This window comes from Asticcacaulis sp. W401b, assembly GCF_046503825.1.
In the GTDB taxonomy this organism is placed as follows: domain Bacteria; phylum Pseudomonadota; class Alphaproteobacteria; order Caulobacterales; family Caulobacteraceae; genus Asticcacaulis.
The window spans coordinates 1-24,994 of the sequence record NZ_JBKFEE010000024.1; the positions used below are offsets into that span (position 1 = coordinate 1).

General features: G+C 53.0%; 21 protein-coding genes and 4 pseudogenes. 21 read left to right on the plus strand and 4 right to left on the minus strand.

Going from position 1 to position 24,994, the window contains the following annotated elements:
• Positions 1 to 316 precede the first annotated feature (316 nt).
• Both ACK8OE_RS19850 and ACK8OE_RS19855 read left to right on the plus strand, forming a co-directional pair.
• Positions 317 to 1,311: pseudogene (locus ACK8OE_RS19850) on the plus strand (IS110 family transposase).
• A gap of 286 nt (positions 1,312 to 1,597) precedes the next feature.
• Positions 1,598 to 1,942: pseudogene (locus ACK8OE_RS19855) on the plus strand (transposase); the annotation flags it as partial.
• Between the two features lie 610 nt (positions 1,943 to 2,552).
• On the opposite strand, the pseudogene ACK8OE_RS19860 reads toward ACK8OE_RS19855, so the two are convergent.
• Positions 2,553 to 3,877 (minus strand): annotated as a pseudogene (locus tag ACK8OE_RS19860) (IS1380 family transposase).
• Positions 3,878 to 4,030: 153 nt separating this feature from the next.
• Here ACK8OE_RS19860 and ACK8OE_RS19865 point away from each other — a divergent pair.
• Together ACK8OE_RS19865 and ACK8OE_RS19870 are read left to right on the plus strand one after the other, a co-directional pair.
• Entirely contained in the window at positions 4,031 to 4,759 is a 729-nt protein-coding gene (locus ACK8OE_RS19865) for an acyltransferase family protein (protein ID WP_410274061.1), read from the plus strand.
• A 541-nt stretch (positions 4,760 to 5,300) separates the two neighbouring features.
• Complete coding sequence (locus ACK8OE_RS19870; protein WP_410274062.1) at positions 5,301 to 6,491, plus strand: O-antigen ligase family protein; 1,191 nt, start codon at positions 5,301 to 5,303, stop codon at positions 6,489 to 6,491.
• A gap of 70 nt (positions 6,492 to 6,561) precedes the next feature.
• Here ACK8OE_RS19870 and ACK8OE_RS19875 read toward each other — a convergent pair whose 3' ends face one another.
• Complete coding sequence (locus ACK8OE_RS19875) at positions 6,562 to 6,825, minus strand: transposase (protein WP_410274063.1); 264 nt, start codon at positions 6,823 to 6,825, stop codon at positions 6,562 to 6,564.
• A 128-nt stretch (positions 6,826 to 6,953) separates the two neighbouring features.
• Between ACK8OE_RS19875 and tnpA the strand changes: the two genes are divergently transcribed.
• From tnpA to tnpC (ACK8OE_RS19960), 17 genes and pseudogenes are all read left to right on the plus strand, one after another.
• Positions 6,954 to 7,307, plus strand: a complete 354-nt coding sequence (gene tnpA / locus ACK8OE_RS19880) for an IS66-like element accessory protein TnpA (protein WP_410274064.1) — start codon at positions 6,954 to 6,956, stop codon at positions 7,305 to 7,307.
• Positions 7,304 to 7,651: an IS66 family insertion sequence element accessory protein TnpB gene (tnpB, locus tag ACK8OE_RS19885; protein WP_410274065.1), complete on the plus strand. Its 348-nt coding sequence runs from the start codon at positions 7,304 to 7,306 to the stop codon at positions 7,649 to 7,651. The genes tnpA and tnpB (ACK8OE_RS19885) overlap by 4 nt, the downstream gene beginning before the upstream one ends.
• 102 nt (positions 7,652 to 7,753) lie before the next feature.
• Positions 7,754 to 9,349 (plus strand): IS66 family transposase, encoded by a 1,596-nt coding sequence (gene tnpC / locus ACK8OE_RS19890; protein ID WP_410274080.1) that lies wholly within the window; start codon positions 7,754 to 7,756, stop codon positions 9,347 to 9,349.
• On the plus strand, positions 9,349 to 9,639 hold the full coding sequence (locus tag ACK8OE_RS19895) for a hypothetical protein (protein ID WP_410274066.1): 291 nt from the start codon (positions 9,349 to 9,351) through the stop codon (positions 9,637 to 9,639). Before tnpC (ACK8OE_RS19890) ends, ACK8OE_RS19895 begins: the two co-directional genes overlap by 1 nt.
• Before the next feature lie 244 nt (positions 9,640 to 9,883).
• Positions 9,884 to 10,111: a hypothetical protein gene (locus ACK8OE_RS19900; protein WP_410274067.1), complete on the plus strand. Its 228-nt coding sequence runs from the start codon at positions 9,884 to 9,886 to the stop codon at positions 10,109 to 10,111.
• Positions 10,112 to 10,170: 59 nt separating this feature from the next.
• A complete protein-coding gene (locus ACK8OE_RS19905; RefSeq protein ID WP_410274068.1) occupies positions 10,171 to 11,727 on the plus strand; it encodes an ISL3 family transposase in 1,557 nt (518 codons plus the stop codon).
• Complete coding sequence (locus tag ACK8OE_RS19910) at positions 11,724 to 13,121, plus strand: AAA family ATPase (RefSeq protein WP_410274069.1); 1,398 nt, start codon at positions 11,724 to 11,726, stop codon at positions 13,119 to 13,121. The genes ACK8OE_RS19905 and ACK8OE_RS19910 overlap by 4 nt, the downstream gene beginning before the upstream one ends.
• 48 nt (positions 13,122 to 13,169) lie before the next feature.
• Entirely contained in the window at positions 13,170 to 14,240 is a 1,071-nt protein-coding gene (locus ACK8OE_RS19915; protein WP_410274070.1) for an IS630 family transposase, read from the plus strand.
• 36 nt (positions 14,241 to 14,276) lie between these two features.
• Positions 14,277 to 14,411, plus strand: coding sequence for a hypothetical protein (locus ACK8OE_RS19920; protein ID WP_410274071.1), 135 nt, complete (start codon positions 14,277 to 14,279; stop codon positions 14,409 to 14,411).
• 62 nt (positions 14,412 to 14,473) lie between these two features.
• The gene (gene tnpC / locus ACK8OE_RS19925) at positions 14,474 to 15,844 is read left to right on the plus strand and encodes an IS66 family transposase (RefSeq protein WP_410274072.1); all 1,371 of its coding nucleotides are present in this window, start codon (positions 14,474 to 14,476) and stop codon (positions 15,842 to 15,844) included.
• 838 nt (positions 15,845 to 16,682) lie between these two features.
• Complete coding sequence (locus ACK8OE_RS19930) at positions 16,683 to 17,735, plus strand: glycosyltransferase family 4 protein (RefSeq protein WP_410274073.1); 1,053 nt, start codon at positions 16,683 to 16,685, stop codon at positions 17,733 to 17,735.
• 11 nt (positions 17,736 to 17,746) lie between these two features.
• Positions 17,747 to 18,301, plus strand: coding sequence for a putative colanic acid biosynthesis acetyltransferase (locus ACK8OE_RS19935; RefSeq protein ID WP_410274074.1), 555 nt, complete (start codon positions 17,747 to 17,749; stop codon positions 18,299 to 18,301).
• Positions 18,302 to 18,338: 37 nt separating this feature from the next.
• A complete protein-coding gene (locus ACK8OE_RS19940) occupies positions 18,339 to 19,481 on the plus strand; it encodes a glycosyltransferase (protein WP_410274075.1) in 1,143 nt (380 codons plus the stop codon).
• A 611-nt stretch (positions 19,482 to 20,092) separates the two neighbouring features.
• Positions 20,093 to 20,197, plus strand: a pseudogene (locus ACK8OE_RS19945) (transposase); the annotation flags it as partial.
• Positions 20,198 to 20,291: 94 nt separating this feature from the next.
• Positions 20,292 to 20,648, plus strand: coding sequence for a transposase (locus tag ACK8OE_RS19950; protein ID WP_410274076.1), 357 nt, complete (start codon positions 20,292 to 20,294; stop codon positions 20,646 to 20,648).
• Entirely contained in the window at positions 20,645 to 20,989 is a 345-nt protein-coding gene (gene tnpB, locus ACK8OE_RS19955; protein ID WP_410274077.1) for an IS66 family insertion sequence element accessory protein TnpB, read from the plus strand. Before ACK8OE_RS19950 ends, tnpB (ACK8OE_RS19955) begins: the two co-directional genes overlap by 4 nt.
• Positions 20,990 to 21,225: 236 nt before the next feature.
• The gene (gene tnpC, locus ACK8OE_RS19960) at positions 21,226 to 22,596 is read left to right on the plus strand and encodes an IS66 family transposase (RefSeq protein WP_410274072.1); all 1,371 of its coding nucleotides are present in this window, start codon (positions 21,226 to 21,228) and stop codon (positions 22,594 to 22,596) included.
• Between the two features lie 194 nt (positions 22,597 to 22,790).
• Here the strand turns inward: tnpC (ACK8OE_RS19960) and ACK8OE_RS19965 are convergent, their stop codons facing one another.
• Together ACK8OE_RS19965 and ACK8OE_RS19970 are read right to left on the minus strand one after the other, a co-directional pair.
• Positions 22,791 to 23,978, minus strand: coding sequence for a glycosyltransferase family 4 protein (locus ACK8OE_RS19965; protein ID WP_410274078.1), 1,188 nt, complete (start codon positions 23,976 to 23,978; stop codon positions 22,791 to 22,793).
• Positions 23,979 to 24,188: 210 nt separating this feature from the next.
• On the minus strand, positions 24,189 to 24,914 hold the full coding sequence (locus ACK8OE_RS19970) for a sugar transferase (protein WP_410274079.1): 726 nt from the start codon (positions 24,912 to 24,914) through the stop codon (positions 24,189 to 24,191).
• Positions 24,915 to 24,994 lie beyond the last annotated feature (80 nt).

Sequence of the window (24,994 nt, forward strand, 5' to 3'; positions counted from 1 at the left end):
CGCGAAGTTTACTCAACCCTAAAAAGCAGAAACCGTGTCAGCCTATGGTTGACAGACACGCGGCTTCTAATCCCAATGGGGAGCCGACATCCATGCCGGTTACAGGTCAATCACGGGGGCCGCGCGCCTGAGCGGTGAAACCCCCTATGCCGCCATCCGCAGATTCGTCGACGGAAACTTCACCCTTGCATAGCCGTTCTGCCAGGTAGGTGAGATGGGGTGGTTACCGTCCTCCCCAGACGGCATCGCAATGTGCCAAGGTAGTGGTGTTAAGGGCCACTGAGCGGAGAGGACGGCGACCGTGACGAAGGATACAATGATCGGCGTAGACTTGGCAAAGTCTGTCTTTCAACTTCATGGCGCGTCCATGACGGGTGAAGTACGATTTAAGAAGAAGCTGTCGAGGGAAGGGTTCTTGAAGTTCATGAGGGCACAGGGGCCTGCGGTTGTTGTAATGGAGGCCTGTGGCAGCGCGCATTATTGGGCTCGTGAGATGATGAGCATGTGCCACGACGTAAAGTTGATTGCGTCGCAGTACGTGAAGCCGTTTGTGAAGCGTCAGAAGAATGATGCGGCCGATGCGGAGGCATCGTGATCGCAGCCCAGCGGCCGGAAATGCGCTTTGTGGAACCGAAGTCGCCGGAGCAACAAAGCCGGGCTCTTTTGTCCCGGGCGCGCGAGCGGCTCGTTCATCAGCGCACGGAGCTGATCAACGCCCTCAGGGCCTGCCTCTACGAAGCAGGTCATGTTGTTCCGCAGGGAATAGGTCAGATTACGCGCATTCAAGAGATACTGGATGAGCCTGGGAATGACTTGCCGGACCTGATGCGCGAAGAGTGTCAGGACTTGCTGGAACAGATCGGTGAAAAGACGGCACGCATTAACGCCCGAATGCAGAAGATCAAGGCAATGGCTGCAGAAACGGACACGGCGCGGCGTTTGCAGACTATCCCCGGTGTAGGCCCGCAAACGGCGTTGGCTGTCGAGGCATTCGCCCCGGCGATGGAAAACTTTAAATGCGGTCGCGACTTCTCAGCATGGCTTGGGCTTGTCCCTCGACAACTCTCCTCTAGTGGGAAGGAGAAGCTTGGCCGGATATCCAAGGCAGGGCAGGCAGATATTCGCAGACTGCTGATCATCGGCGCGATGTCCCGCCTGAACTGGATGGGCTGCAAATCTATCCCGGAGGGATCGTGGTTGGCCCGGATGCTTGTCGCCATCGCCCTGGCGAATAAAATGGCCCGTACAATCTGGGCTTTGCTTACAAAGAAAGAGAATTATAGAGTTCCGGCGCAGGTAGTGACAGCATGATCAACAGGATGCGAAATCGACATGACTTTGGATGATGGGGAGGGAAAGGAAGGCGACGACCTGAATAGGCGAAATGATCGAACAAATCTGGATAAGGAAAACCAGTTAATTACTCCGAGCCATTAACTCTTCCGTGAGATTTAGGCTTGATCCGCGGGTCACCATACCGGCCAGCGGCTTCTGAAATGCTGCAGCAAAAGGCCTGACAGAGGACCGCACTCGATCCATCGCAATTTAGGTAAGAATCTTCTTGCATCCCGGGCGGCAACCACAGAGGTAATTACCTTTCGTCACCGCCATTGAGGATCCAGGGAACTTCAAAAGATCTCGCTCAGTCGGTGCCTGGATCGGCTTAACGAAAAGACGCTACCAATCAGGTGAGGTAGATTACGACGGCCACATATCACGCCGAGGCGATAAACACTTACGAGGATTGCTTTATGAGGCCGCCACAGTGATCCTGACGCGCAGCACCGTCGATAGCAGCCTGCGTAAATGGGGCTTAAAGCTTCGCGAAAGAATCGGATTCAAGCGAGCTGCCGTCGCTGATGCTCGAAAACTCACGGTTATAATGCATGCAATGCTGAAAAACGGGAAATTTTTTGATCGAAATGCAGGCGTAGCATTATGACTTATAGAGGTAGCGTTCAGGTTCTGAACGTTTGAGAGGTCCCTGCCGGGACGAGGGCTGAGCTATTCCGTTGATGGAGTTGCACCGCTGATTCAGCGCAGTGCGTCGTCCACATTGAAAGCTTCTCCCGTGAAGCACCATCATGCCGCGCCTGATGTCGACCGCGGAGACAACCATACACCCGGCGGACTACTCAAATTTTAGGTGCTTGACCTCAGCCTCGCGATTAGACAACCTCAGCCCCGCAATTAGATAACTTCATTAATTCTCGACGAAGATTAACAAACAGAGGCTGTAATGCGGATTTCAAGAGACACGTCTCTCTCAGCTCTGACAAGCATTCGGTTTTTCGCTGCCTTGGCTGTTTTGATGTTTCATTACGGAGCGGGTTTTTCACGCAGTCTCAACGCTCCGGAGTTTGTGACGCGGGCACTTACCGACGGCTATCTAGCCCGGATCATTCATCGTAACAGCGTTCGCCTTTCCATTTAGATCGGCTTTTTCACGGACGCGTTCGTTGGCGTCGTGTTTTCCGCCACGCGCTGCGTTTGATTTTTCTCCGATGGGGTTGATGGTGATGGCGGCGGCTTTGGGGGCATAGCCCCGTCGTTCATGCGGGGGCGGGTTTGAGGCCCACCATTATTTGCCGGAAGAGAGAGGCCTCCGGGCAAGCCGCGGCGAAGGCAATCCTTACGCGATGTGCGGTCTCTTTGATCCGTGCCCCGATCTTCAGCAGGCGCAAGCGGATGGTATTGAACTCAGCGGTCGCCAGCTTATGGGCCTTGGGGATCTGATCGCGGACAGCCAGCATCAGCCAATAGGCGGCGGTGTGAAGGATCAGGCGCATCTGGTTGGCCAGAGGACAGCGGCAAGAGGTGCGATCGCTTTTGAGCTGGGTCTTGTGGAGCTTGATCAGATTTTCAGCATTGCCTCGGGCACAATAGAGTTTGGCGTAGAGGGTTTCCGGATCGGGATCGGTCAGGGATGTCACGACGAAGCGAGTGTCGAGGCCGAGCGGCGTGGCTTCAATGCGGGCGATAACGCGGCGCTCACAGCCCCAGGATTTGGCTCCATGACGGACTTCGGTGTAGCTGCGCACGGCCGCGGCGTCCTGTTCGGCCCGAACGACACGGATATGATCGGCAAAGGCTTTGAACCGGCGAGCCCGAAGATATACTCAACGCCCTTGCGCTCAGCCCAGGCCATGACTTCGGGTCGGGAATAGTGACCATCACCGCGCAGGGTAAAGTGGGTTGTGGGCCAGTGTTTGCGGATCTGGCGCACCAACCTACGGACCCAGCCGCGCACCTCCTTGCCTGACGGCGTCTTGCCGGGGCGCAGGATGACGACGACCGGTCGGCCTGTGGTCACATCGTAGACGTGAATGGGCTTAAAGACATATTCCCCCTCATGGGCATTGAAGAGCGAGAGCTGTTGTCGGCCGTGAACCACGTCGACCGTGTCATCGATATCGAGGGTTACGGCGGTGGGAACAGCCGACCCGAAACTGGCGCAGTACTGTTCGATAAGACCGTAGGTCAGCTTGATCGAGCTACGCAGGTCCGGCGCTTTCTCAAGGCGCGACAGGGTCGGTTGTGAGCACAGGTCCTTGCCGCTTTCAGGCAGTCGCCCGCATGCCAGCTTGAAACCCGGATCGGTGCGCAGGAAGCCGAGGTCATTGCCATCTTCATAGCCGCAAGCGATGGCGAAGACCCGGGCCTTCAGGATCGACGCAAGGGAATGGGTCACCAGGAACGGATTGCGTTGATCGGGTATCAGCCGCCAAAGCCGATCAATGATCCCGATCCGGCGTTCCGCGGCAGATAACAGCATGACACCGCCGTCCGAACTGATGCGTCCGCCATCAAAGGCAGCTGTGATTTTCTTGCGCGAAACGCTTGGCAAATCGAACGGAAGATCGGTATCCTGGTCCATGGCGGGTGTGGCTCCGCGTGTCTTGGGTTTGGGTCAGGTGTGGTAACCAGAATCTATTCCAAAACAACGCTTTACGCCATACCCGCTGCATCATTTTGCCGCCGCCATGAATAGGATGGGCTAGGAATCGGTGATATCGTTTCGGTCCTGAGTATGACGCAGTCGTGGACGACGCCGGCGAGCGACCACGGTTATGTCTGGGTGATGCAGGCGTGGACACTATCGATTGAAGCGGTGTTCTACTTAATTTTCCCTCTAGTCTATCCGCTCCTCCGTGACATCGGGAATGCCGCGCTCGCCACCATGCTGGCAGTATGTGCCCTTGTCATTGTCATCATTGGGACACCGTCTATCGCACCAGGCACCATCGACATTGAACTATTCGGAACCAACACATTCGTGCCGCTACCGCTATTCCGTATGGCGGAATTCGGTTTTGGTGCAGCTCTATGTATCCTCCATCTTCGGGCTCCCCAATGGTTCAACAAGGTTAACCCAGACATTGCAGAGGCCGCTACCTTAGCGGGCATTATGCTCGTGCTGTCATTCGCGGAGAGCGTTCAGACCAAAGCTATATTTGCAATTTTGGCTGGGCTTTTGATTTTCTTTACTGCAAGCGGCAGAGGTATCATATCGCGAGTGCTTTCCAATCGATGGTTGATACTTCTGGGTGGTGCCAGCTATTCCCTTTACCTCCTGCAAGCGCCGGTACGGGCCTGGTGCGCGATGCTAATCCCAACCCCCTTTGATCGCTTTGCAAGCCCAGCGATTACGATCAGTCTCGCGGTTCTAGTGTTTCTGTTCGTCGAAGAACCAGCGCGGCGTAGCATTCTTTTTCATTATAAGCGAATCTGGGGGGTACGTCCATCACAGCAAGGGTAAATCCCGGCAAAGGTCCTTAAGCGACATAGGATTTAGTCGCCCCAGATGAGGCTCTCGGGCTGTAAATCCGTCAGCCTGGAGATTGCTTTCTGGAGTTTTTCCAGAGCCTCGCTGATGTTGAATAACCGATCGTCAATCTCGTGGGCGAGCCCGAACATCTCGGAGACGATTTCCGCATAGTTCTCAGCATGCCAGCCGTGGCAAGCTGACGAAAATCCGGACCTCTCCGGAAACCACTGATGCCTAGCGCTCAGTTACACCACGTCCCGGGACACGATTTTATTTTGTATGCGAAACCAAGCAAATTGTTGGCGTTCGGGCGCATATCTGGTAGTTGTAAAATAAAATCATGCCCTAACGACATCTGGAGCGTCAGGAAAGCATCGGCGTAATGGCACGGTTTGTCCGCACTTCCTGAAGCACTCCTATAACCCACATAGACGGAATCGAATTTCAGCATTTACCTATTTTGCGGTCGCGTATTTAATTTCAAGCAGGATCGCCCGTATTTCAAAACGTGCTCAGATAGCTGAGAGTGAAAATGAACAAAGTATTCGTAACGCAAGAAAAGATGAATATGAACAACATTATTTATTCATCTGAGCCGCGATTCAGATTAACGGGCCGTCTTGTCGGTTACATGGACACCCTTATAATATTATCATACATTATTGGTGTTGAGCAGACGACGTTTCATTTTGGAGTGATTCTATTAAAAATTTTCCTAGCATCCATATTCTATAAAAAAATTCATATACCCAGAAATGCATTGTTTTTTGTTTTTGTAGTATTTTTTTCAATATTGCCAGGGATCGTAATTAATGGAGAAGATTACTTACAATTAATACAAATTTTAGGATTTTCTGGGCAATTAATCTTGTCATGCGCATTAATTGGCAAGGATGGATTGTTGGATTATCTTAAATCTATTGCTATTTCTGTTTCTACATTCGCCGTAATACACTCAGTAATGTGTATATTTAACTATATTCCGAATAATTATGGACGCTATTTCTATTTCAGGGGTTTCCATCCAAATCTTGGTTCCGAAATTGGCGCAATTGGTGTTGTGGCGGCAGCACTATCAATGCGATGGAAGTCTACTGCAATGATTGTCGCCGCTATCGTTCCGAGTATCATGCTAATGCAGGGGCGTGCGGCACTTCTAGCTGTGGTGCTTACTCTTGCTCTGCGTTTTGGTTTTGAGGGTGTTGCCTATATGTTTAGGCTCAGGGCAAGAGCCTTTCCTGTCTTGCCGACCGTTGTATTCTTAATCTCTCTAGCTCTGCTTGCTTCATCTTTGATTTACCACGTAATGTCCGACGTGTTTATGTTAAATGACGAGTATCGGGGAGTGGGCACAGGATTCGTAGGAAGAGATTCCCACTGGCTGACCGCAATTGCCGTTATCCAAGAGAAGCCGCTCTTCGGAGCAGGGCCGGGCTATTTCAATCAAAGAGGTATGTTAAGTCCACATAATTTTTTCTTATACGGTATCTCAACTATGGGCATTATAGGGTTCGGAGTTTTCTTAGCCAATCTCACTTTTCTTTACGTTAAAATGTGGAGTGCAAGTAAGTTTCATGGATTCGTGTTGGCTGGCATACTGCCATTATTTCTTTTTAATGATAGAATGCTGAACGTAAATCCATATCCATTTGTTGTATTTGTCGTATTAGTTTCATTCAATATGAATGTTAGTTTTCGGAGAGAACGAACCGGATTCGAATGATGCTCAATAACGCAATGTCTATCATGTTGATTATCGCCGAAAACTGACCCTCACGGAGCAATTATTCTCGTTAGGCTGTGTGGACGAATTTGACCAAGCAAAGTCCGGCGGCGAAACTGATTATAGATGGGAAGTGTCGCTCTGTTTTTTCGCAGCGTAGGGCGATGCGCTTGAAGCGTTTGAGACGACCGAAGGCCTGCTCGATGCGGGCTTTGGCCTTGTAAAGAGCCTTGGCGAAGACGGTGGGCTTATCTTTTTCGTTGTCTTTGTGAGGGATGACCGGGACAATGCCTCTCGCTGTCCATGCCGACGTGTCACAGCTTTCCCAGCACATTCGGTGTCGCTACTGCCATATCGTAAGCATACGGCGTGTACCGCGGAAAATCTGCGCGCCTGAGACCGCAGCTTGTGCTCATATGAGCGCTCACATGAGCGTACTTACGAGCGCAGCGAGCGGGTTTCATGACACGAACAGTGGTTTTGAGCGGTACGGAACGTCGCCGCAGTTGGCCTGATGCCCTTAGGCGTGAGATCGTGTTTGAGGCCTTTCAGCCGGGCGCGATCGTGTCAGAAGTTGCCCGCCGTTATGATGTGGCCACCAGCCAGATCTACGGCTGGCGTAAAGACATGCAGATGACTTCGGACGCTGCGCCGATCCCAGGCTTCGTCGAAGCCATCATCACGCCAGCCCAGTCGTTTGAAACGGCGCGCCCCGGCGGCGGCATATCGGTTGAGCTCACTTGCGGTGCGCGCGTGCAAATATCGGCAGGCACCTCCGCAGAGATGATCTCCGCAACCTTGAGGGCTTTGCGATGATTCCGGTGAGATCTGATGTGCGCGTCTGGCTGGCCACGGGACATACGGACATGCGGTGCGGCTTTGCAAAGCTGGCGCTGATCGTACAGGAGGTTTTGAAGCAGGATCCCCATCAGGGGCACCTGTTCGTCTTCCGCGGGCGCGCCGGGGATCGCATCAAGATTATCTGGCATGACGGCGTCGGCGCGTGTTTATTCTACAAGCGTATCGAACGCGGACGGTTTATCTGGCCAGCGGTCCAGGACGGTTCGGTGAGCATCTCAGCCGGTCAGCTGGGTTATCTTCTCGAAGGCATCGACTGGAGAAATCCGCAGATTACCTGGCGGCCAGAGCGTGCCGGATAGAGGACGTTTGCGAAGCCGAAAAGAGCACAAAATCCTATACAAAATAAGGGATTCATGCTTATATGATGCATGGATCCCAAGCCCGTTTCCTCGCTGCTCGAGATGGCCGACCTGCAGGCGGAACTCGATAGAACACGGGCCGAGTTGGCTGTGGCCAAAGCGCAAAACGCTGATGATCTGGCGACCATCACGCACCAGAAGCTGGTAATCTTCAAGCTGCAGAATGAACTTCGCGGCTCAAAGTCTGAGCGTCAGAGCCGACTGTTGGATCAGCAGGAATTCCTGTTCGAAGAGATCGAAGCCGCAGCCACCGAGGATGAGCTCATCTCGCAGGCCCTGGCCGCCAAAACCACCTCGGTCCGAGGCTTCGAGCGTAAGTCTCCCGCGAAAAACCCGTTCCCCGATCATCTGCCGAGAGAACGCGTGCTTGTCCCGTCGCCGAAGGTCTGCGCTTGCTGTGGCGGTGATCGTTTGCGCAAGCTCGGTGAAGACATCACCAAAAGTCTCGACGTCATTCCCCGTCAGTTCCGCGTGCTGGAGTATGTTCGCGAGCGGTTCAGTTGCCGGGATTGCGAGAGCTTCAGTCAGGCGCCCGCGCCGTTTCATGCCATTCCCCGCGCCTGGGCCAGCCCCAGCCTGCTGGCTATGATCCTCGTCGAGAAGTTCGGGCACCACAAACCGCTTAACCGGCAGTTGGAGCAATATAAGCATGAAGGCGTTGAGATCGCCCTGTCGACGACGGCCGATGCCGTTGGTGCATGCTGCCACACACTCAAACCACTGATCGAACGGCTGGAAGCGTATGTGTTCAAGGCCCAGAGACTGCATGGTGACGATACGACTATCCCGGTTCTGGCCAAAGGCCACACGGATACCGGCCGAATATGGGCCTATGTCCGCGATGATCGCCCCTTCGGGGCGACGTCACCCCCCGCGGCGATCTTCTATTACTCAAGAGACCGAACCGAAGCCCATCCGATTGATCACCTGAAAACATGGAGCGGTGTGTTCCAGGCCGACGCCTATGGGGGGTACAACAAGCTCTATCTGCCTGATCGCAAGCCGGGCGCCATCCTTGAGGCAGCCTGCTGGTTCCATGCCCGGCGGCCATTCTTTGCTGTCGCCAATTATGAAGCCGCTGCGCGCCGCAAGGCCAATGGCAAGAAGACCGTGCCCATCTCTCCGATCGGCCTCGAAATGGTCAAGCGCATCGACGCCCTGTTTGAGATCGAGCGCGGGATCAACGGAAAGTCACCGGAAGAGCGGGTCGCTGTGCGTCAGGAGCTCAGCAAGCCCCTGATCGAAGACCTGAAGCTCTATATGGACGATCAACTAGCCAGGCTGTCAGCCCGCGACGACCTCGCGAAGGCGCTCAACTATATGCTCAAGCGCTGGGCGTCCTTCACGCGCTTCCTCGATGACGGACGTATCTGTTTATCAAATAATGCCGCAGAGCGTGCCGTCCGAGGCGTGGCGCTGGGTCGAAAGAGCTGGCTGTTCGCCGGTTCAGACCGAGGGGGTGAGCGAGCCGCGGCGATGTACAGCCTGATCTACTCCGCCAAGCTCTCCGGTATCGATCCTCAGGCCTGGCTCGCTGATGTTCTTACACGCATAGGCGGACACCCCAATACACGGTTAGACGAACTGTTGCCCTGGAACTGGAAGCTTATCAAAGATAGCGAGCGAGACGCCGCCTGATGACTGATACCATCTTCTTTACGCTGAAATACGTGGCTGCTGAGTTGAACGAGAAGCCGGCGCTCATCTACGAAATCGCCATCGACATGTTCACGGAAGATGGCTGCTACACCGCATACGACAATTACCCTGCATCGCCAGACCACAGCAGTCCCATCACCCTCTTCACTCCAGAGGGCATCACCTACCTCCGTGAGGCTCTCGAAGACAATCGGGATCATTATGAGGCGCGCAGGCGCGAAACCCAGCGCCAGAACAGAAAGCGTGGACAGAAGCCGCCGACAACTTGAACGCCGAGCCACTCTTTGCGCTCGTAAGTACGCACTTATGAGCGCTCATATCAGCACAAGCTGCGGTCTCAGGCGCGCGGACTTTCTGCGGTACACGCCGTATGCTTACGCCATATCGACCTGCCGCCGATACGCCCCGTAGTTACACGGGTCGAACTCATGGTAACTGTTGCGAGCGGGCCACCTGTTCTGAGGCTGTTTTCCGTGAAATGACCGAGGCCTGAAGCCTTGGAGAGTTCTCACGATGGACGACAATGATGGTCATCAGCATGATGCTGATGATGGTATTAAGAATGGCGTTCTGGGCAGGGGTGTGGGTCGGCGGGCCTCTTCTCCAAGCCCGGAGCTCTATCGGCGGATTGAGGTTCTCACAGGTAGCGGGCGCCGCAAGACCTGGCCGAAGGAATTCAAGGCACAGGTGGTCGCCGAAACCTTTACTCCTGTGTCAATCGGCGTCGAAAAGGGGCTCTGACTCAATTTTGATGCAGTTAGGGCGTCGGCTGGCTTTGGTTTCACCTAAGAATCAACGTCATGCAAAACGCCCTCAAACCTTCCAACCTCGTCCCCGCCGGCTTCGAGGTCGTTAACGCGGTGACGGACGGTGCTGCCACCGTTGTCACGGTGCGCGCGACGAACAGGGGCAGCGCTTGTCCATGCTGCGGTTCATTATCCGAACGTGTCCGCAGCCGGTATTGTCGCCGTGTCGGTGATTTGCCACTGGCTGGGCGGCCGGTGCGCCTTCTTGTTTCGGCGCGGCGCTTTCAATGCGACTTCGTTTCATGCAAGCGACGCATCTTTACCGAGCGGTACGATAGTGCGGTCCTGGTCCCATGGGCACGCCGGACAGCTCGGCTCGACTATGTCGTTCACCAACTCGGCTTGGCATTGGGAGGCCGACCGGCCGCCAGTTTTGCCTCGCGCCTGATGGTTCCGGTGAGCAACGATACATTGCTGCGCGTCGTTCGACGGCGAAGCGGAAAGGCATTTGCCCCTCCAAGCGTAATCGGCATTGACGACTGGGCTTGGCGTCGCAATCAGCGCTACGGGACGATTATTTGTGACCTGGAACGACGGCGACCAATCCGACTTCTTCCCGACAGAGAGCCGGCAACGGCTGAGGCGTGGCTTAGTGGCCAACCGCAAATTACCATTGTCGCCCGGGATCGCGGCGGCGGTTACGGCGGGGCCGTGGCCAAGGCGCTACCCCAAGCGACACAAGTGGCGGATCGCTGGCATCTGATGGAGAATGCCAGCCAGGCATTCAGGGATGCCGTGCGGAAATCTATGCGCCAGGTCCGGGCGGCAATAGGCGCAACTGTAATCAATGCGGACTTGCTCACCTCCGCAGAACGGCTCCAATACGAAGGCTACCTTCGACGTGAAGATACCAACGCCGCGATCCTTAAACAGTCGGAAAGCGGAGCCTCGATCCGGGAGATTTCCCGGGTTACCGGTCATAGCCGCGGCATGGTCAGGAAAATCTTGCGGGGCCAACGTTCGGACATTTTTCGCGTTCGTGAAAGCTCCCTTGAACTACACTTGCCATGGCTGGATGAACAATGGGTGGCCGGCCATCGAAATGGTGCCGAGCTTTGGCGACGTCTCAAAGCCTTAGGCTTCCAAGGTTCAATGCGGGTCGTTACCGAGTGGGCGACAAGGCGGCGACGTTCGGAAAAGGCCGACGCAGAAAGCTTACAGCGTGTTCCGTCGGCGAGGACCATTGCCAGGCTAATGACAGTGGGCCGAGATACCTTGTCAAAAGCGGAAACCTTGCTCGTCGCGGCTATCGAAGGCGGCGTTCCGTCACTTGTCGAAGCACGCGACCTTGTTGCGAAATTCCACACCATGATCCGCAAAAAAGCCATGGCTGAACTCGACCCCTGGGTCGAGCAAGCAAAAGCCAGCCTGATCACCTCGTTCGCTAACGGCGTGGCCAGGGACCGGGCGGCAGTCAGCGCGGCGATCTCCTCATCATGGTCCAACGGCCAGACAGAGGGACAGATCACTAAACTGAAGCTCGTGAAGCGCCAGATGTACGGCCGCGCCAAGATCGATCTTCTTCAGGCGCGGTTGGTGGATGTTTATTGAACCCGTTTGCACCAAAATTGCGTCAGAGCCCTTTTTGCACGCCGGTCTACAAACTTCGCGCTGATGTGCTGGCTAAAGAGGCAGCAGTCCAGAATTATCGGATCGCCAATAATCTTTTAAGCACGACCGGCGCGTCTCTGGTGGAGCAGGAAGCGTCTAATCTCAACCAGAACTTCGCCGCGGTGAAGGTCGATCTGGCCGAGGCTGAAGCGCGCCTGGCGACGGCTAAACGTCAACTGGCTGCTGGCTCGACGGGGGAAGATGTCGGCGAAGCTTTAAACTCGCAGGTGATCAAGGACCTTCGTTCGCAACGCGCTCAGGTCAGCCGTCGGATCGCTGAAATGGAGACACGCTACGGGCCGCTGCATCCGGACATTATCAAAGCTAAGCGCGAATTGCAGGATATTGACGGGCAGATCAAATCCGAGATCAACCGCATCATATCCAATCTCGAAGCGGAAACAGCTGTTCAACGTCAGCGCGCCGGTTCTATGGCGAGCAGTGTGGGTCAGGCAAGGGGCGCGCTGGCTGGAAACAACCGTGCCCAAGTGCGCCTGAACGAACTTGAACGCGACGCTGAGTCTGTGCGTACGCTCTATGAATCCTATTTGGCTCGCTTCAAACAAACCTCTTCGCAAGATGGTATCGAGAAGACAGATGCGCGGATCGTGGCGCGCGCCAAACTACCGACAGGGCCATCGTCGCCTAAGATCCCTCTGGGAATGGCTATAGCACTGATAAGCGGCTTAGGGGCGGGAGCCGCGTCTGTTCTCTTAAGACGTGCACTGGACAGCGGTCTGGTCACAGCGATCGATGTTGAAAATCAGTTGGGCCAATCGTGCCTGGCCAGTGTCCCGGCCTTGGGCTCTACGGTTGAGAAAGGCACTAAGGTCCCAACCGAACCTTTCCGTTATGTGCTTGAGAAGCCATTGTCTGTGTTTACCGAAGGCTTTCGGAGCCTGCGCGCTTCGCTGCTCTACTCGCGGCTTGGCAATGAGGTAAAGGTCATCGCCATTACCTCCTCTCTTCCCGGGGAAGGCAAGACGACGACCTCCATGTGTCTGGCGCAGGTGTTTGCTCAAGCTGGCCAGTCGGTGATCGTTGTTGACTGCGACCTGCGTCGTCGATCGCTGAATGATGTCTTAGGCATTGATGCGAAGGTGGGCCTGCTGGAGGTTCTGGCTGGAACGGCCCGTCTGGATGAAGTGCTGTTGCGTGATCAGCAGGGCGTGGACTATCTGCCTCTTGCGCGCAGCCAGTACACACCGAAGGACGTGTTTGGCACGCAGGTGATGGACCAGTTGCTGCAAACGCTTCGTTCTCGTTATCAGATTATCATCCTCGATACGGCGCCTGTGCTGCCCGTGGTCGACACACGCATCCTAGTGCACTGACACATTCATAGGATTCACAAGACGGCTCGGGTGTGCGAGTTTGGCTGCATGTCCCAAACCGTATCCGTTATCGTTTCCGCTGAAGACCAGGCGCGGCTGGCCGCGATTATCGCCGACCGAAGCCGGCCGCTCAAGCACATCCTGCGGGCCAAGATCGTCCTTTACTCGGCCGATCGGCTGACGGCGCTGGAGGTCTCGCGGCGGGCAGAAGTCAGTCGGCCCGCAGTGTGGCGTTGGCAGCGACATTACGCCGAAGGTGGCGTGGAGCGGCTGCTGCGCGAAGGTAGCCGCAAGCCAGGCCGGCAAGCCGTCCCCTTAGTGACCGTGGCCAAGATCGTGGCGATGACTTGCTCGGAGCCGCCCGGTGAAGTCACCCACTGGACCGGCCGAGCCATGGCCAAGGCCTCGGGCCTGTCGCTTCGAACCATTCAGCGCATCTGGGAAGCGCACGACCTTCAGCCCCACCGACTGCGTACTTTCAAGCGTTCCAAGGACCCTGCCTTCGCCGAGAAGGTCGAAGATATCGTCGGCCTCTACATGCATCCCCCCGCCCACGCCCTGGTCCCGTCCATCGACGAGAAGTCCCAGATCCAAGCGCTCGACCGCACCCAGCCTGGCCTACCGCTCAAGCCCGGCAAGTGCGGGACCATGACCCACGACTACAAGCGCCACGGGACCACAACCCTGTTCGCCGCTTTCAACGTGCTGGACGGGGTCGTCATCGGCCGCTGCATGCAGAAGCATACACACCAGGAGTTCATCCGCTTCCTGAACACCGTCGAGCGCGAGGTCCCCGCCGGTAAAAGCATACACGCCGTCCTCGACAACTATGCCACCCACAAGCATCCCAAGGTCAGGGATTGGCTCGCGCGCCATCCTCGCTGGGTATTCCACTTCACTCCGACCTCCGGCTCGTGGCTCAATGCTGTCGAGAACTTCTTCTCCGTTCTCACAAGGCGTCGCATTCGGCGCGGCGTCTTCAAGTCTGTCATCGACCTTCAGGCCGCCATCAACCGATATCTCGCCGAACATAACCAAGACCCAAAGCCCTTCGTCTGGACCAAGCCCGCCAAGGAAATACTCGCCAAAATCGAGCGCCGACCTGTACCATCCGTTTGAGTCAGTGCACTAGCAAGAAAAGCGGACGTTACCGTTATGCTTGTTCGCTGGCGCAAAACGCCTAAGAAGGCCACTATCGCTGCGCTTGAGCTGCTCGAAGAGGCGGGCGTCAATATGGCGGGTGCGGCGCTTACGCAGGTCGATATCAAAGAGCAGGCCCGATACGGGTAATTGCTCACGTGGTTGGCAGATTTGGGGTTGCGCGATGAATCGGGTTCTGAATCCATGGGGTCATGATTCGTCCTCCGCTTCGTCCTCTTTCGGATAAAGAAAAAGACGCGCTGATTGCAGAGCAAGCTGATCTGCTGCGCCAGCAAGGGGCTATGATCGAGGAATTGGTCCGGCGGCTGAATGACCTTGAGCGGCGCGGCGGCAAGGCGCGGAAGACTTCGAAGAACTCGCATCAGCCGCCATCGAGCGACGGCCCTGGTAAGCCGAACCGGCCGGGTGGCGGGGCTAAGAAGCCTCGCCCGTCGCGTCCGGGCGTTTCGCGCCGGCTGGCCGACAATCCTGATCGGACAGAGCGCGTGTATGCTTCTGAGTGTCGCCACTGCCATGCCGATGTGTCACGGCTTTCCCAGCACATTCGGTGTCGCTACGACCATATCGACCTGCCGCCGATACGCCCCGTAGTTACGCGGGTCGAACTCATGGGCGGGCGTTGCGGATGCGGTCGGCGTTTCCGCGCTGCCGCGCCCGCCTCGATGCCCACCGGCTCACCGTTTGGTCCTGGAATCCGTTCACTGGTCACCTATTTGCACCATTCTCACCATGTCAGTTTTGAGCGGCTGTCGCGCGTCATGGGAGAACTGTTCGGCCTGAAGATATCCGAAGGCGGTTTGACCAATATCTTCAAGGGCCTTGAAGGCAAGATGGCAACGGCTTGCGAGGCCATTGCCGCTCAACTGCGAACCGCCCGCGTCGTCGCGTCCGACGAAACCACGACGCGCGTCAGCGGTATCACCCAATGGCAATGGAGCTTCACCTCGGACAAGGCGGTCCTTCATAAGATCGCGCCGAGCCGAGCCAAGTCCGTTCCGCAAGAAGTGATGGCGGGCCATTATCCGGACGTTTGGATCAGCGACCGCTATGCCGGTCAGCAGGAACTAGCCAAAAATCACCAGGTCTGTCTGGCCCACGTTCTTCGCGACGTACAATATGCCATCGACTGCGGCGACACGGTCTTTGCCCCGAAAATACGCGACCATCTGCGATGGTGTATCCGCGTTGGACATCGAAGCGGGGACCTGAAAGATGGAACCCTTCGCGCCTATGCAGCCAAGGCAGACGACAAACTCGATAAAATCCTTGCCATTCCAACGGCCCATCCGGCCGGGGCCTATCTGAAAAAGCAAATTAAGGCGTGGCGGACCAAGTTCTTCGTCTTCATGACCGATCCCAGGGTGCCACCCACCAACAATGTCTCCGAGCGAGAGATCAGACCGTCGGTCGTCTTCCGAAAAGTGACAAACGGCTTCCGCTCACAATGGGGCGCCGACATACACGCAGGATATCGCTCAATCACAGGCACTGCACGCCTACGCGGCCTGATGCCTTACGCCGCGATCCGCGTCCTCGTCGACGGAAACTTCGCCGTCGCGTAGCCTCGCACGCCAACCACGTGAGCAATTACAGACCTCCAGCGCCGTCAGCCGATCGGCCGAGTAAAGGACGATCTTGGCCCGCAGGATGTGCTTGAGCGGCCGGCTTCGGTCGGCGATAATCGCGGCCAGCCGCGCCTGGTCTTCAGCGGAAACGATAACGGATACGGTTTGGGACATGCAGCCAAACTCGCACACCCGAGCCGTCTTGTGAATCCTATGAATGTGTCAGTGCACTAGGCCTACCTCCGATCGGGAATAACGAGGAAACGGCATAATCACACCACAGACACAAGCTTAGCTAAGGTGCATTCCTGTCCGTAAAACCGAGACCACCTGTGATCTCGCTTGACGCGAAAAGTGCATGGAGTACATTGGAGGGGCTATGAAACGCTGGCGTCCTGAAAAAGACTTAGCGAATCTCAGGTATATCAATCTATAATGAATACTGCGCATTCGTTTGGATCTGAAATTTTACATAGAAGGAAACAAATTCTAATTGGGGCCCTTGACACCATTTTCCATGGCCTGCGTCCGGAACACGGGCCTCCAAAAGGGCAGGCATCTACGCCCTTCAATTAGTATTGGTTTACGGACATATCAAGCCGTCTAGCCTCACGAATTCAACGCCATTGGCTTCCAAGTTCGAGTTGATTCCCGATGCTACTTTTACAATAATCGTAGATGGTGAAATTAAATTGCGAAGCAAGCCTATCTAATGTCCTTTTAACGGGCGGCAAAGTTGGACTTGATAATATTTCTTGTTATTATTATGTAATGTAAAAGAAAAATGCACCAGTAATAAAAGAAAAAATGTTTAATCAAATTAAAGTAAATATTAATGGAAAAAAAACGAAAAGTTATATTAGCTGGACCATTCCCGCCACCGACTCACGGGGCTTCCAAGGTAACTCAGCTAGTAGCGAAAATACTTACAGACACTGGAATAGAGCCTTTCTTGTTTGATATTTCATCGACAGGAACCGGATTTATATATCATTTTAATCGAATATTGCGCTTCGTTAAACTTTGGTTAGCGTTACCTAAATTTGGACGGAATACTATTGTATATATATCTTTATCTGGAGGTCTCGGGCTATTTTATGACTTGGTGAGTTGCATTATATCAAATATATGTAGGCACAAATTGATTATCCATCACCACAGCTACGCCTATATTGATAGGGATAATGCAATTGTTCGAATAATTTCACATATGATTGATGAGCATATTTTTCTCTCACATTCAATGTCGGTTGCTTTCAAAAAAAGATACCGATTAAAATCCGGTGTCGTTGTTAGTAATTTGGCATTTTTTCCAGTGGAGACAAATTTCACCAATCGCGATCGGCCGCTGTCTACAATTGGATATTTGTCCAATATTTCCTTCGAAAAAGGAATAGCGAGATTTCTTACTATCGTGGAAATGCTTAGAGCGAACGGTTCTCAAGTTGCCGCTCGAATAGCCGGTCCAGTAACCGATCCAGAAGTCGCCGCTTACATAAGGGATGCACAAAAACGAAATCACGGACTCGAATATATTGGCCCTGTTTACGGGCAGGCAAAAGCAGACTTTTTCGCATCCATTGACTATTTCGTTTTTCCAAGCCTTTATATTAACGAAGCGCAGCCGATGGTGATCTACGAGGCGCAATCAGCTGGCTTACCAGTAGCAACTACCAACCGCGGCAGTTTGGCTGACATGTTAGGTGCAGATGATACTTTGCTGGATCCTAATGCAGAATTTCTGAATCCGCTAGTTGAGAGGCTTCTGAAGCTAGAGGCGGATCCGGACCTATTTTCTAAAGTACGCGCGAGGTGCTTTGAAAGACAATCTGAAATGTTAAGAACGTCTAGAGCTGACCTCGATCTTTTTATTGGGCTTTTTATATGAGCATTGAGAGGATGAATTATCAGGATTTGAGCAAGTTTCGCGTGCCGCCGGGATTTCGAGGCAGATCAGGATGGTTCGTTCAATTGTGGTGGCTTGCCCGCGCGTTGCTGTTTAGTACATCGCCTCAAGTATTGTATGGATGGCGGGTATGGTTACTTAGATGTTTTGGTGCCCGCATAGGAAAGGGAGTAATAATACGGCCTTCGGTTCGTATAACTTATCCTTGGTTTTTAACTATAGGCGACCATGCGTGGGTAGGCGACGGCGCAGAAATCTACAATCTAGCTCCAATCGAGATTGGGGAACACGCTGTCATATCACAAGGTTGCTACTTATGCACTGGCACGCATGATTTTGAGTGTAATGATTTCGCCATTCAAGCGCATCCCATTCGAATCGGCGCCCAATCTTGGTTGGCGTCGCAAGTGTTTGTGATGCCAGGTATTCAGATTGGTGCGGGCGCCGTCGTAGGTGTTCGATCAATGGTCACAAGAGATTTACCACCAGGCACAGTTTGTTGGGGATCCCCAGCTAGGGTAATCCGAGTCCGTGAGTGTCTCCGTTAGACTTCAGCATGAATAATTTTCACCTAGCGAGGACTTTATGAAAATAGAAATTTGGCACAACATAATGTGGTCAAAATATAAAGCGGTGGTGTTCTCTGAGCTCAACAATTTATGCTCAAAACTTGGCCATAGCTTAAATGTTTTTCAATTCGGAGAGACGGAAGGAAATCGCGTAAATCTCTCAGGCATCGACAAATCTTACCACGAATATGAATATAAGTTATTGTTTAAAGGATCCCTTGATAAAATTCCTGTTTGGAAAAGAATTTTCGTTGCTGCGCGGTGGACTGCGTTGTCAAAAGCGAATGTCATTGTTCTTGCAGGGTACGATAAGCCAGAATACTGGGTGCAATTACTTATTTTGAAGTTCAAATCTTCAAAAATCGGCGTCTTCTGCGACTCAACTGCTTTTGACAATCCACAAACTCGCATTAAATCAATGTTCAAATCTGCGTTCTTGAGGAGCTGTGATAGAGTTTTTTGTTATGGTATACGTGCAAAAGAGTACGTTATGTCTTTTGGAGTCCGTGAGGAAAAAATTTCATTCCGTTGTCAATCTGCAGCGTTACCTAAAGATTATGATCGTTCGCTGATAACTGATAAAAGAGTTCAATCTAGAAAATTGCTTTCAAACTCACCACGTTTATTATATGTTGGCCGCCTGTCGCCCGAGAAGTCGTTAGACGTACTAATTGAATCTTGGAGTCGCTATATCGAAAATTCTCCAAATGCAACGCTTCGAATTGTGGGTAGCGGTCCGCAGGAGGAGTTCCTGAAGGTGCTAACAAAGCGTCTCAATTTAGGTGCTTCGGTGAACTTTCTGGGTCCAAAATCCGGAGATGATCTGTACAAAGAATACCTGGACGCATCGGCTTTAATTTTACCTAGTTATAGCGAGCCATGGGGTTTGGTTGTTAATGAGGCTTTTAGCTTTGGCTGTCCGGCAATAGTGAGCAATCGTTGCGGGTGTGTTCCAGAATTAGTAATAGAGGATATAACTGGAATTAGTTTCGATTTATTTGATCCAAACGGGCTCTATAATGCTTTGTTAAGGGCGGAGGCATTATTCACTCATAGTGTCGCCGAAACCTCTTCTAAATGCCTGAGTTTGATTCAAAGATATTCCCCCTCTGCTGCGGCTGAAGATATTTATAATGGGCTCGTATCGCTCGTCCGCTAAATCTCATCGAGAATTGATAGAGTTGTTTGGCTGCCGGGCTGCGGTTGTTCAGGCGGTACGGACGAAAATTTAGGTAATTGCTTCTGTGGTTGCCGCCCGGGATGCAAGAAGATTCTTAGCGAAATTGCGATGTATCGAGTGCGGTCTTCTGTCAAGCCTTTTGCTGCAGCATTTCAGAAGCCCCTGGCCGGCCAATAGTTCGTAATCGTCCGGGGTATGGATTTTGAGAACTGGGAATTTGGCGTCAAGTTAGCTCACAGATGAGTCATTTGTGAACTAACTGGAGGTCTGATGGCGAGGATAGAGGTGTGAGGTGATGGCTGCTACACCGCATACGACAATTACCCTGCATCACCAGACCACAGCAGTCCCATCACCCTCTTCACTCCAGAGGGCATCACCTACCTCCGTGAGGCTCACGAAGACAATCGGGATCATTATGAGGCGCGCAGGCGCGAAACCCAGCGCCAGAACAGAAAGCGCAGACAGAAGCCGCCGACAACTTGAACGCCGAGCCACTCTTTGCGCTCGTAAGTACGCACTTATGAACGTTCATATCAGCACAAGCTGCGGTCTCAAGCGCGCGGATATTCTGCGGTACACGCCGTATGCTTACATCGAACATCACGCTGTTACCATTACCTGCCAAAGCGCCAGAGCTTAACCCACAGGAAAACGTCTGGCAGTTCATGCGCGACAACTGGCTGTCCAACCGTAAGCGTAAGCCCCACCCCGTGTTTTCTGGCGGCCTGAAAAGTTCGAAAATGCCGGGTTTTGATACACGGGGTATGAACTTCTATGGCTACGCCTATGCATGCGACTAGAAATAGTCAGTTTGTGGAGCTTGTGACAAGCGGGAGGGTCGGGCGGGTGCGCCGCGACTGGCCTGAGGACTTCAAGGCGGAAATGGCGGCGCGTTCGATGATGCCTGGGGTGAACGCGTCGGCTCTGGCCCGGGAGATCGGCATCTCTCCGTCGCAGCTGTTTGGATGGCGCCGGTACTGCCGTGATCATGGGCTGGTTGAGACGGTTTGCGATGTGTCAGCGCGGCGAGCTGAAGAGAAGGGCTCAATCGAGATTGAGATCAACGGCGCGGTCGTGCGATGTAAGGGGTCGGTTGATGAGCGGGCGCTTGCCCGAGTGATCCGAGCGGTACGCGCGGCATGATCCCAGCTGGCGTCAAGGTGTTGCTGTCAGCCCAGCCTATCGACTTCCGAAAAGGTATGGATGGTCTTCTGGGTCTGGTTCGTGATGCAGGTCACGATCCGTTCAACGGGACGGTCTATGTGTTCCGGTCTAAGCGGGCCGACCGGCTTCGGATGGTGTGGTTTGATGGCACTGGGGTTTGCCTGGTATCGAAGCGTCTTGAGACGGGAAGCTTTTGCTGGCCGAAGGTCGGGCACGCGCGTATTCGCTTAAACCAGGCGCAGGCGCTGGCCCTTTTGGACGGGCTCGACTGGAAGCGGGTTCGGCCCGAGAAGGTGGCTCGTCCCCGCCTTGCCGGATAGGGAAATTTAGTCCGAAAATCTGAAGAAATCCCATGCAGATAAGGGGTTTGCATGGTATAAATCGTTCATGTCGGCCCCCTCGATTATCCTCCCGAAAGATCCAGCCGCGCTGATGGCGTTTGCTCTGGAAATGGCCCAAAAGGCCGCTCGGGTGGAAGCGCTTGAAGCCGGTAATTGCTCACGTGGTTGGCAGATTTGGGGTTGCGCGATGAATCGGGTTCTGAATCCATGGGGTCATGATTCGTCCTCCGCTTCGTCCTCTTTCGGATAAAGAAAAAGACGCGCTGATTGCAGAGCAAGCTGATCTGCTGCGCCAGCAAGGGGCTATGATCGAGGAATTGGTCCGGCGGCTGAATGACCTTGAGCGGCGCGGCGGCAAGGCGCGGAAGACTTCGAAGAACTCGCATCAGCCGCCATCGAGCGACGGCCCTGGTAAGCCGAACCGGCCGGGTGGCGGGGCTAAGAAGCCTCGCCCGTCGCGTCCGGGCGTTTCGCGCCGGCTGGCCGACAATCCTGATCGGACAGAGCGCGTGTATGCTTCTGAGTGTCGCCACTGCCATGCCGATGTGTCACGGCTTTCCCAGCACATTCGGTGTCGCTACGACCATATCGACCTGCCGCCGATACGCCCCGTAGTTACGCGGGTCGAACTCATGGGCGGGCGTTGCGGATGCGGTCGGCGTTTCCGCGCTGCCGCGCCCGCCTCGATGCCCACCGGCTCACCGTTTGGTCCTGGAATCCGTTCACTGGTCACCTATTTGCACCATTCTCACCATGTCAGTTTTGAGCGGCTGTCGCGCGTCATGGGAGAACTGTTCGGCCTGAAGATATCCGAAGGCGGTTTGACCAATATCTTCAAGGGCCTTGAAGGCAAGATGGCAACGGCTTGCGAGGCCATTGCCGCTCAACTGCGAACCGCCCGCGTCGTCGCGTCCGACGAAACCACGACGCGCGTCAGCGGTATCACCCAATGGCAATGGAGCTTCACCTCGGACAAGGCGGTCCTTCATAAGATCGCGCCGAGCCGAGCCAAGTCCGTTCCGCAAGAAGTGATGGCGGGCCATTATCCGGACGTTTGGATCAGCGACCGCTATGCCGGTCAGCAGGAACTAGCCAAAAATCACCAGGTCTGTCTGGCCCACGTTCTTCGCGACGTACAATATGCCATCGACTGCGGCGACACGGTCTTTGCCCCGAAAATACGCGACCATCTGCGATGGTGTATCCGCGTTGGACATCGAAGCGGGGACCTGAAAGATGGAACCCTTCGCGCCTATGCAGCCAAGGCAGACGACAAACTCGATAAAATCCTTGCCATTCCAACGGCCCATCCGGCCGGGGCCTATCTGAAAAAGCAAATTAAGGCGTGGCGGACCAAGTTCTTCGTCTTCATGACCGATCCCAGGGTGCCACCCACCAACAATGTCTCCGAGCGAGAGATCAGACCGTCGGTCGTCTTCCGAAAAGTGACAAACGGCTTCCGCTCACAATGGGGCGCCGACATACACGCAGGATATCGCTCAATCACAGGCACTGCACGCCTACGCGGCCTGATGCCTTACGCCGCGATCCGCGTCCTCGTCGACGGAAACTTCGCCGTCGCGTAGCCTCGCACGCCAACCACGTGAGCAATTACCCAGACAGAGGGACAGATCACTAAACTGAAGCTCGTGGAGCGCCAGATGTACGGCCGCGCCAAGATCGATCTTCTTCAGGCGCGGTTGGTGGATGTTTATTGAACCCGTTTGCACCAAAATTGCGTCAGAGCCCCTTTTCCACGCCGATCTACAGTGATAGGTCGTCATCCTTCGATAACACCTGCGTATTTTTCCATTATTATCTCGCGATCTAGATGTAAGCGCACGTAATCTTGCCCCTTTCGACCCATTTCACTACGCTTCTCAGAATCCTCAAACAATTCGGCTACCGCAGAAAAAAGCATGGCATAGTTCCCGTTTGGTACGCAGATGCCAGCGCCGCTTTCTTTTGAAATCATATCTATCGTCGAGCCAGCCTCGGCGATGCACACGAAAGGTCGTCCCACGGCCATTATACTTACAAGTTTTGACGGAACTGCGTAATCTCCTGTGTCAACGGCTTGGGGTACAAGATGGATGTCTATCTCTTGTAAAGCCGCTGAAAGTTTTTCAGTGGGTGCCAGATCCAAGAACTGAACATTTTTTATATCAAATTTATCAATTTCTTGAATAATTCTCGCTTTTTCGGATCCGTTGCCGCGTAGTATAATTTGAGAATTTGAATATTTATCCCCGATGTCTTTAATAAGGGGCAATATTTGATCTATATTTTGCTTTTTCCCGAAATTTCCACTGTACCCAATGGAAATCGATTTTTTTTGCTCAGATTTTAATTCACTTAAAGTGGACCAAATCGGCAGAACGATTATTTCTCTCCTTACACCGTTTCGTATTAAATACTTCCGCATGCCATCTGTCAGGACAATAATTCGATCGGCTCGGTTTAAAACAATTTTTTCCAGAAAGGACATAAATTTGACCAAAAGCGGCATCGTAACAATTCCGAGCGACTTTGCTAAGCCGCTTTCAATGTCGTGAACCACCACGATTAGTCGTGCTCCTCTAATGAGTGATATGATGTATCCAGACAAAGCCGTTAGTATGGAGGGGATGTATGCTACAACCACATCCGCACCTTGGCTTTCCTTTGAAAAAGCCGCAATCACTATTCTTGAAAAAAAGGTAAAGTCATTTTTAAATCGCGCGCCAAATCCTCCATTCTTACGCTGAACTGACGGAACTCGATAAAGTGTTATTCCTTCATACCGTTCTTTATCTCTAGATCCGTCGCGCCAGGCCTCAAAGCCGTCGACTGTAGGATAATGGGGGCGAAAAGCATAAGCAATGACGTCATGTTTTCTGCCCGCCAAATACTGCGCTACATCCGTGCAATATTTGGCAGAGCCGATCACCTCGGGCCAGAAGTAAGGCGATAAATAAATGACTTTCATTAATAATCTTTCCAATAACGAAAATAGAAATTTTTCGTATATTTTAATATAAACCCATGCTGTATTATATCCGTTTTGGTGCCCAATAAAAAAATTTATAACACTGTATCATTTACAATATTGCGCCCAATTTGAACGAAAAGTAATCAATTCGCCGTTATCAAATAGAGACCTACCGTGGATGACCCGCCACAGTTTAGGTAAAATTATCTAATAAGATCCTTTTTGAAAAAGTACAGCGGGAACAGTATAGATAAGTATTTTGCAATATACTCCCAGAGATTTCTTTTTTGCGAACAAACGGTCCAACGCAACTCGTCTCTTGTACGACACATTGTTTCGACCGGATACCTGCCAAAGACCTGTTACACCGGGTGTTACGGAGCAATAAAATGAAAAACTCTTGCCATACTTTGAGATTTCTGACTTCACTATCGGTCTAGGACCCACTAAGCTCATGTCTCCTTTTAAAACATTCCAAAGTTGAGGTAGCTCGTCGATACTGGTCTTACGAAGGAACTTTCCGAATTTTGTAATTCGTGGGTCGTTTTTGAGCTTGTGGTCTCGTTCCCATTCCACACGCGCAAATGGATTTATCTGTAGCCAGTCAGAGAGCGCTTTGTCAGAATTGGATACCATACTTCTAAACTTATAACATTGAAATTCCTGGCCTTTGTGCCCAATCCTGGACTGCGAAAATAAAACCGGTCCACCGTCCTGCATTTTTATAACTGTTCCGACTAGCGCAAAAACTGGCAAAAAGAAAATCAATGCAAACAAGCTGATGATGACATCCGCAATTCTTATAAATGGAAATGATTTCCCATTTTTACTTTGGCTAAGAATTTTAGTATTAACTGGGCGAAAATTGTCTCTCTTTTCGGACGATGTTTGGATTCCATTTTTAGGAAAGTCAAAACCCTCAACTTTAATCATCTCAACCCCTCCGACACAACCAAAGTGGAACACACATAGGATAAACAGCAAGATTTATTCCAGATCGCTCGTACTGGAAA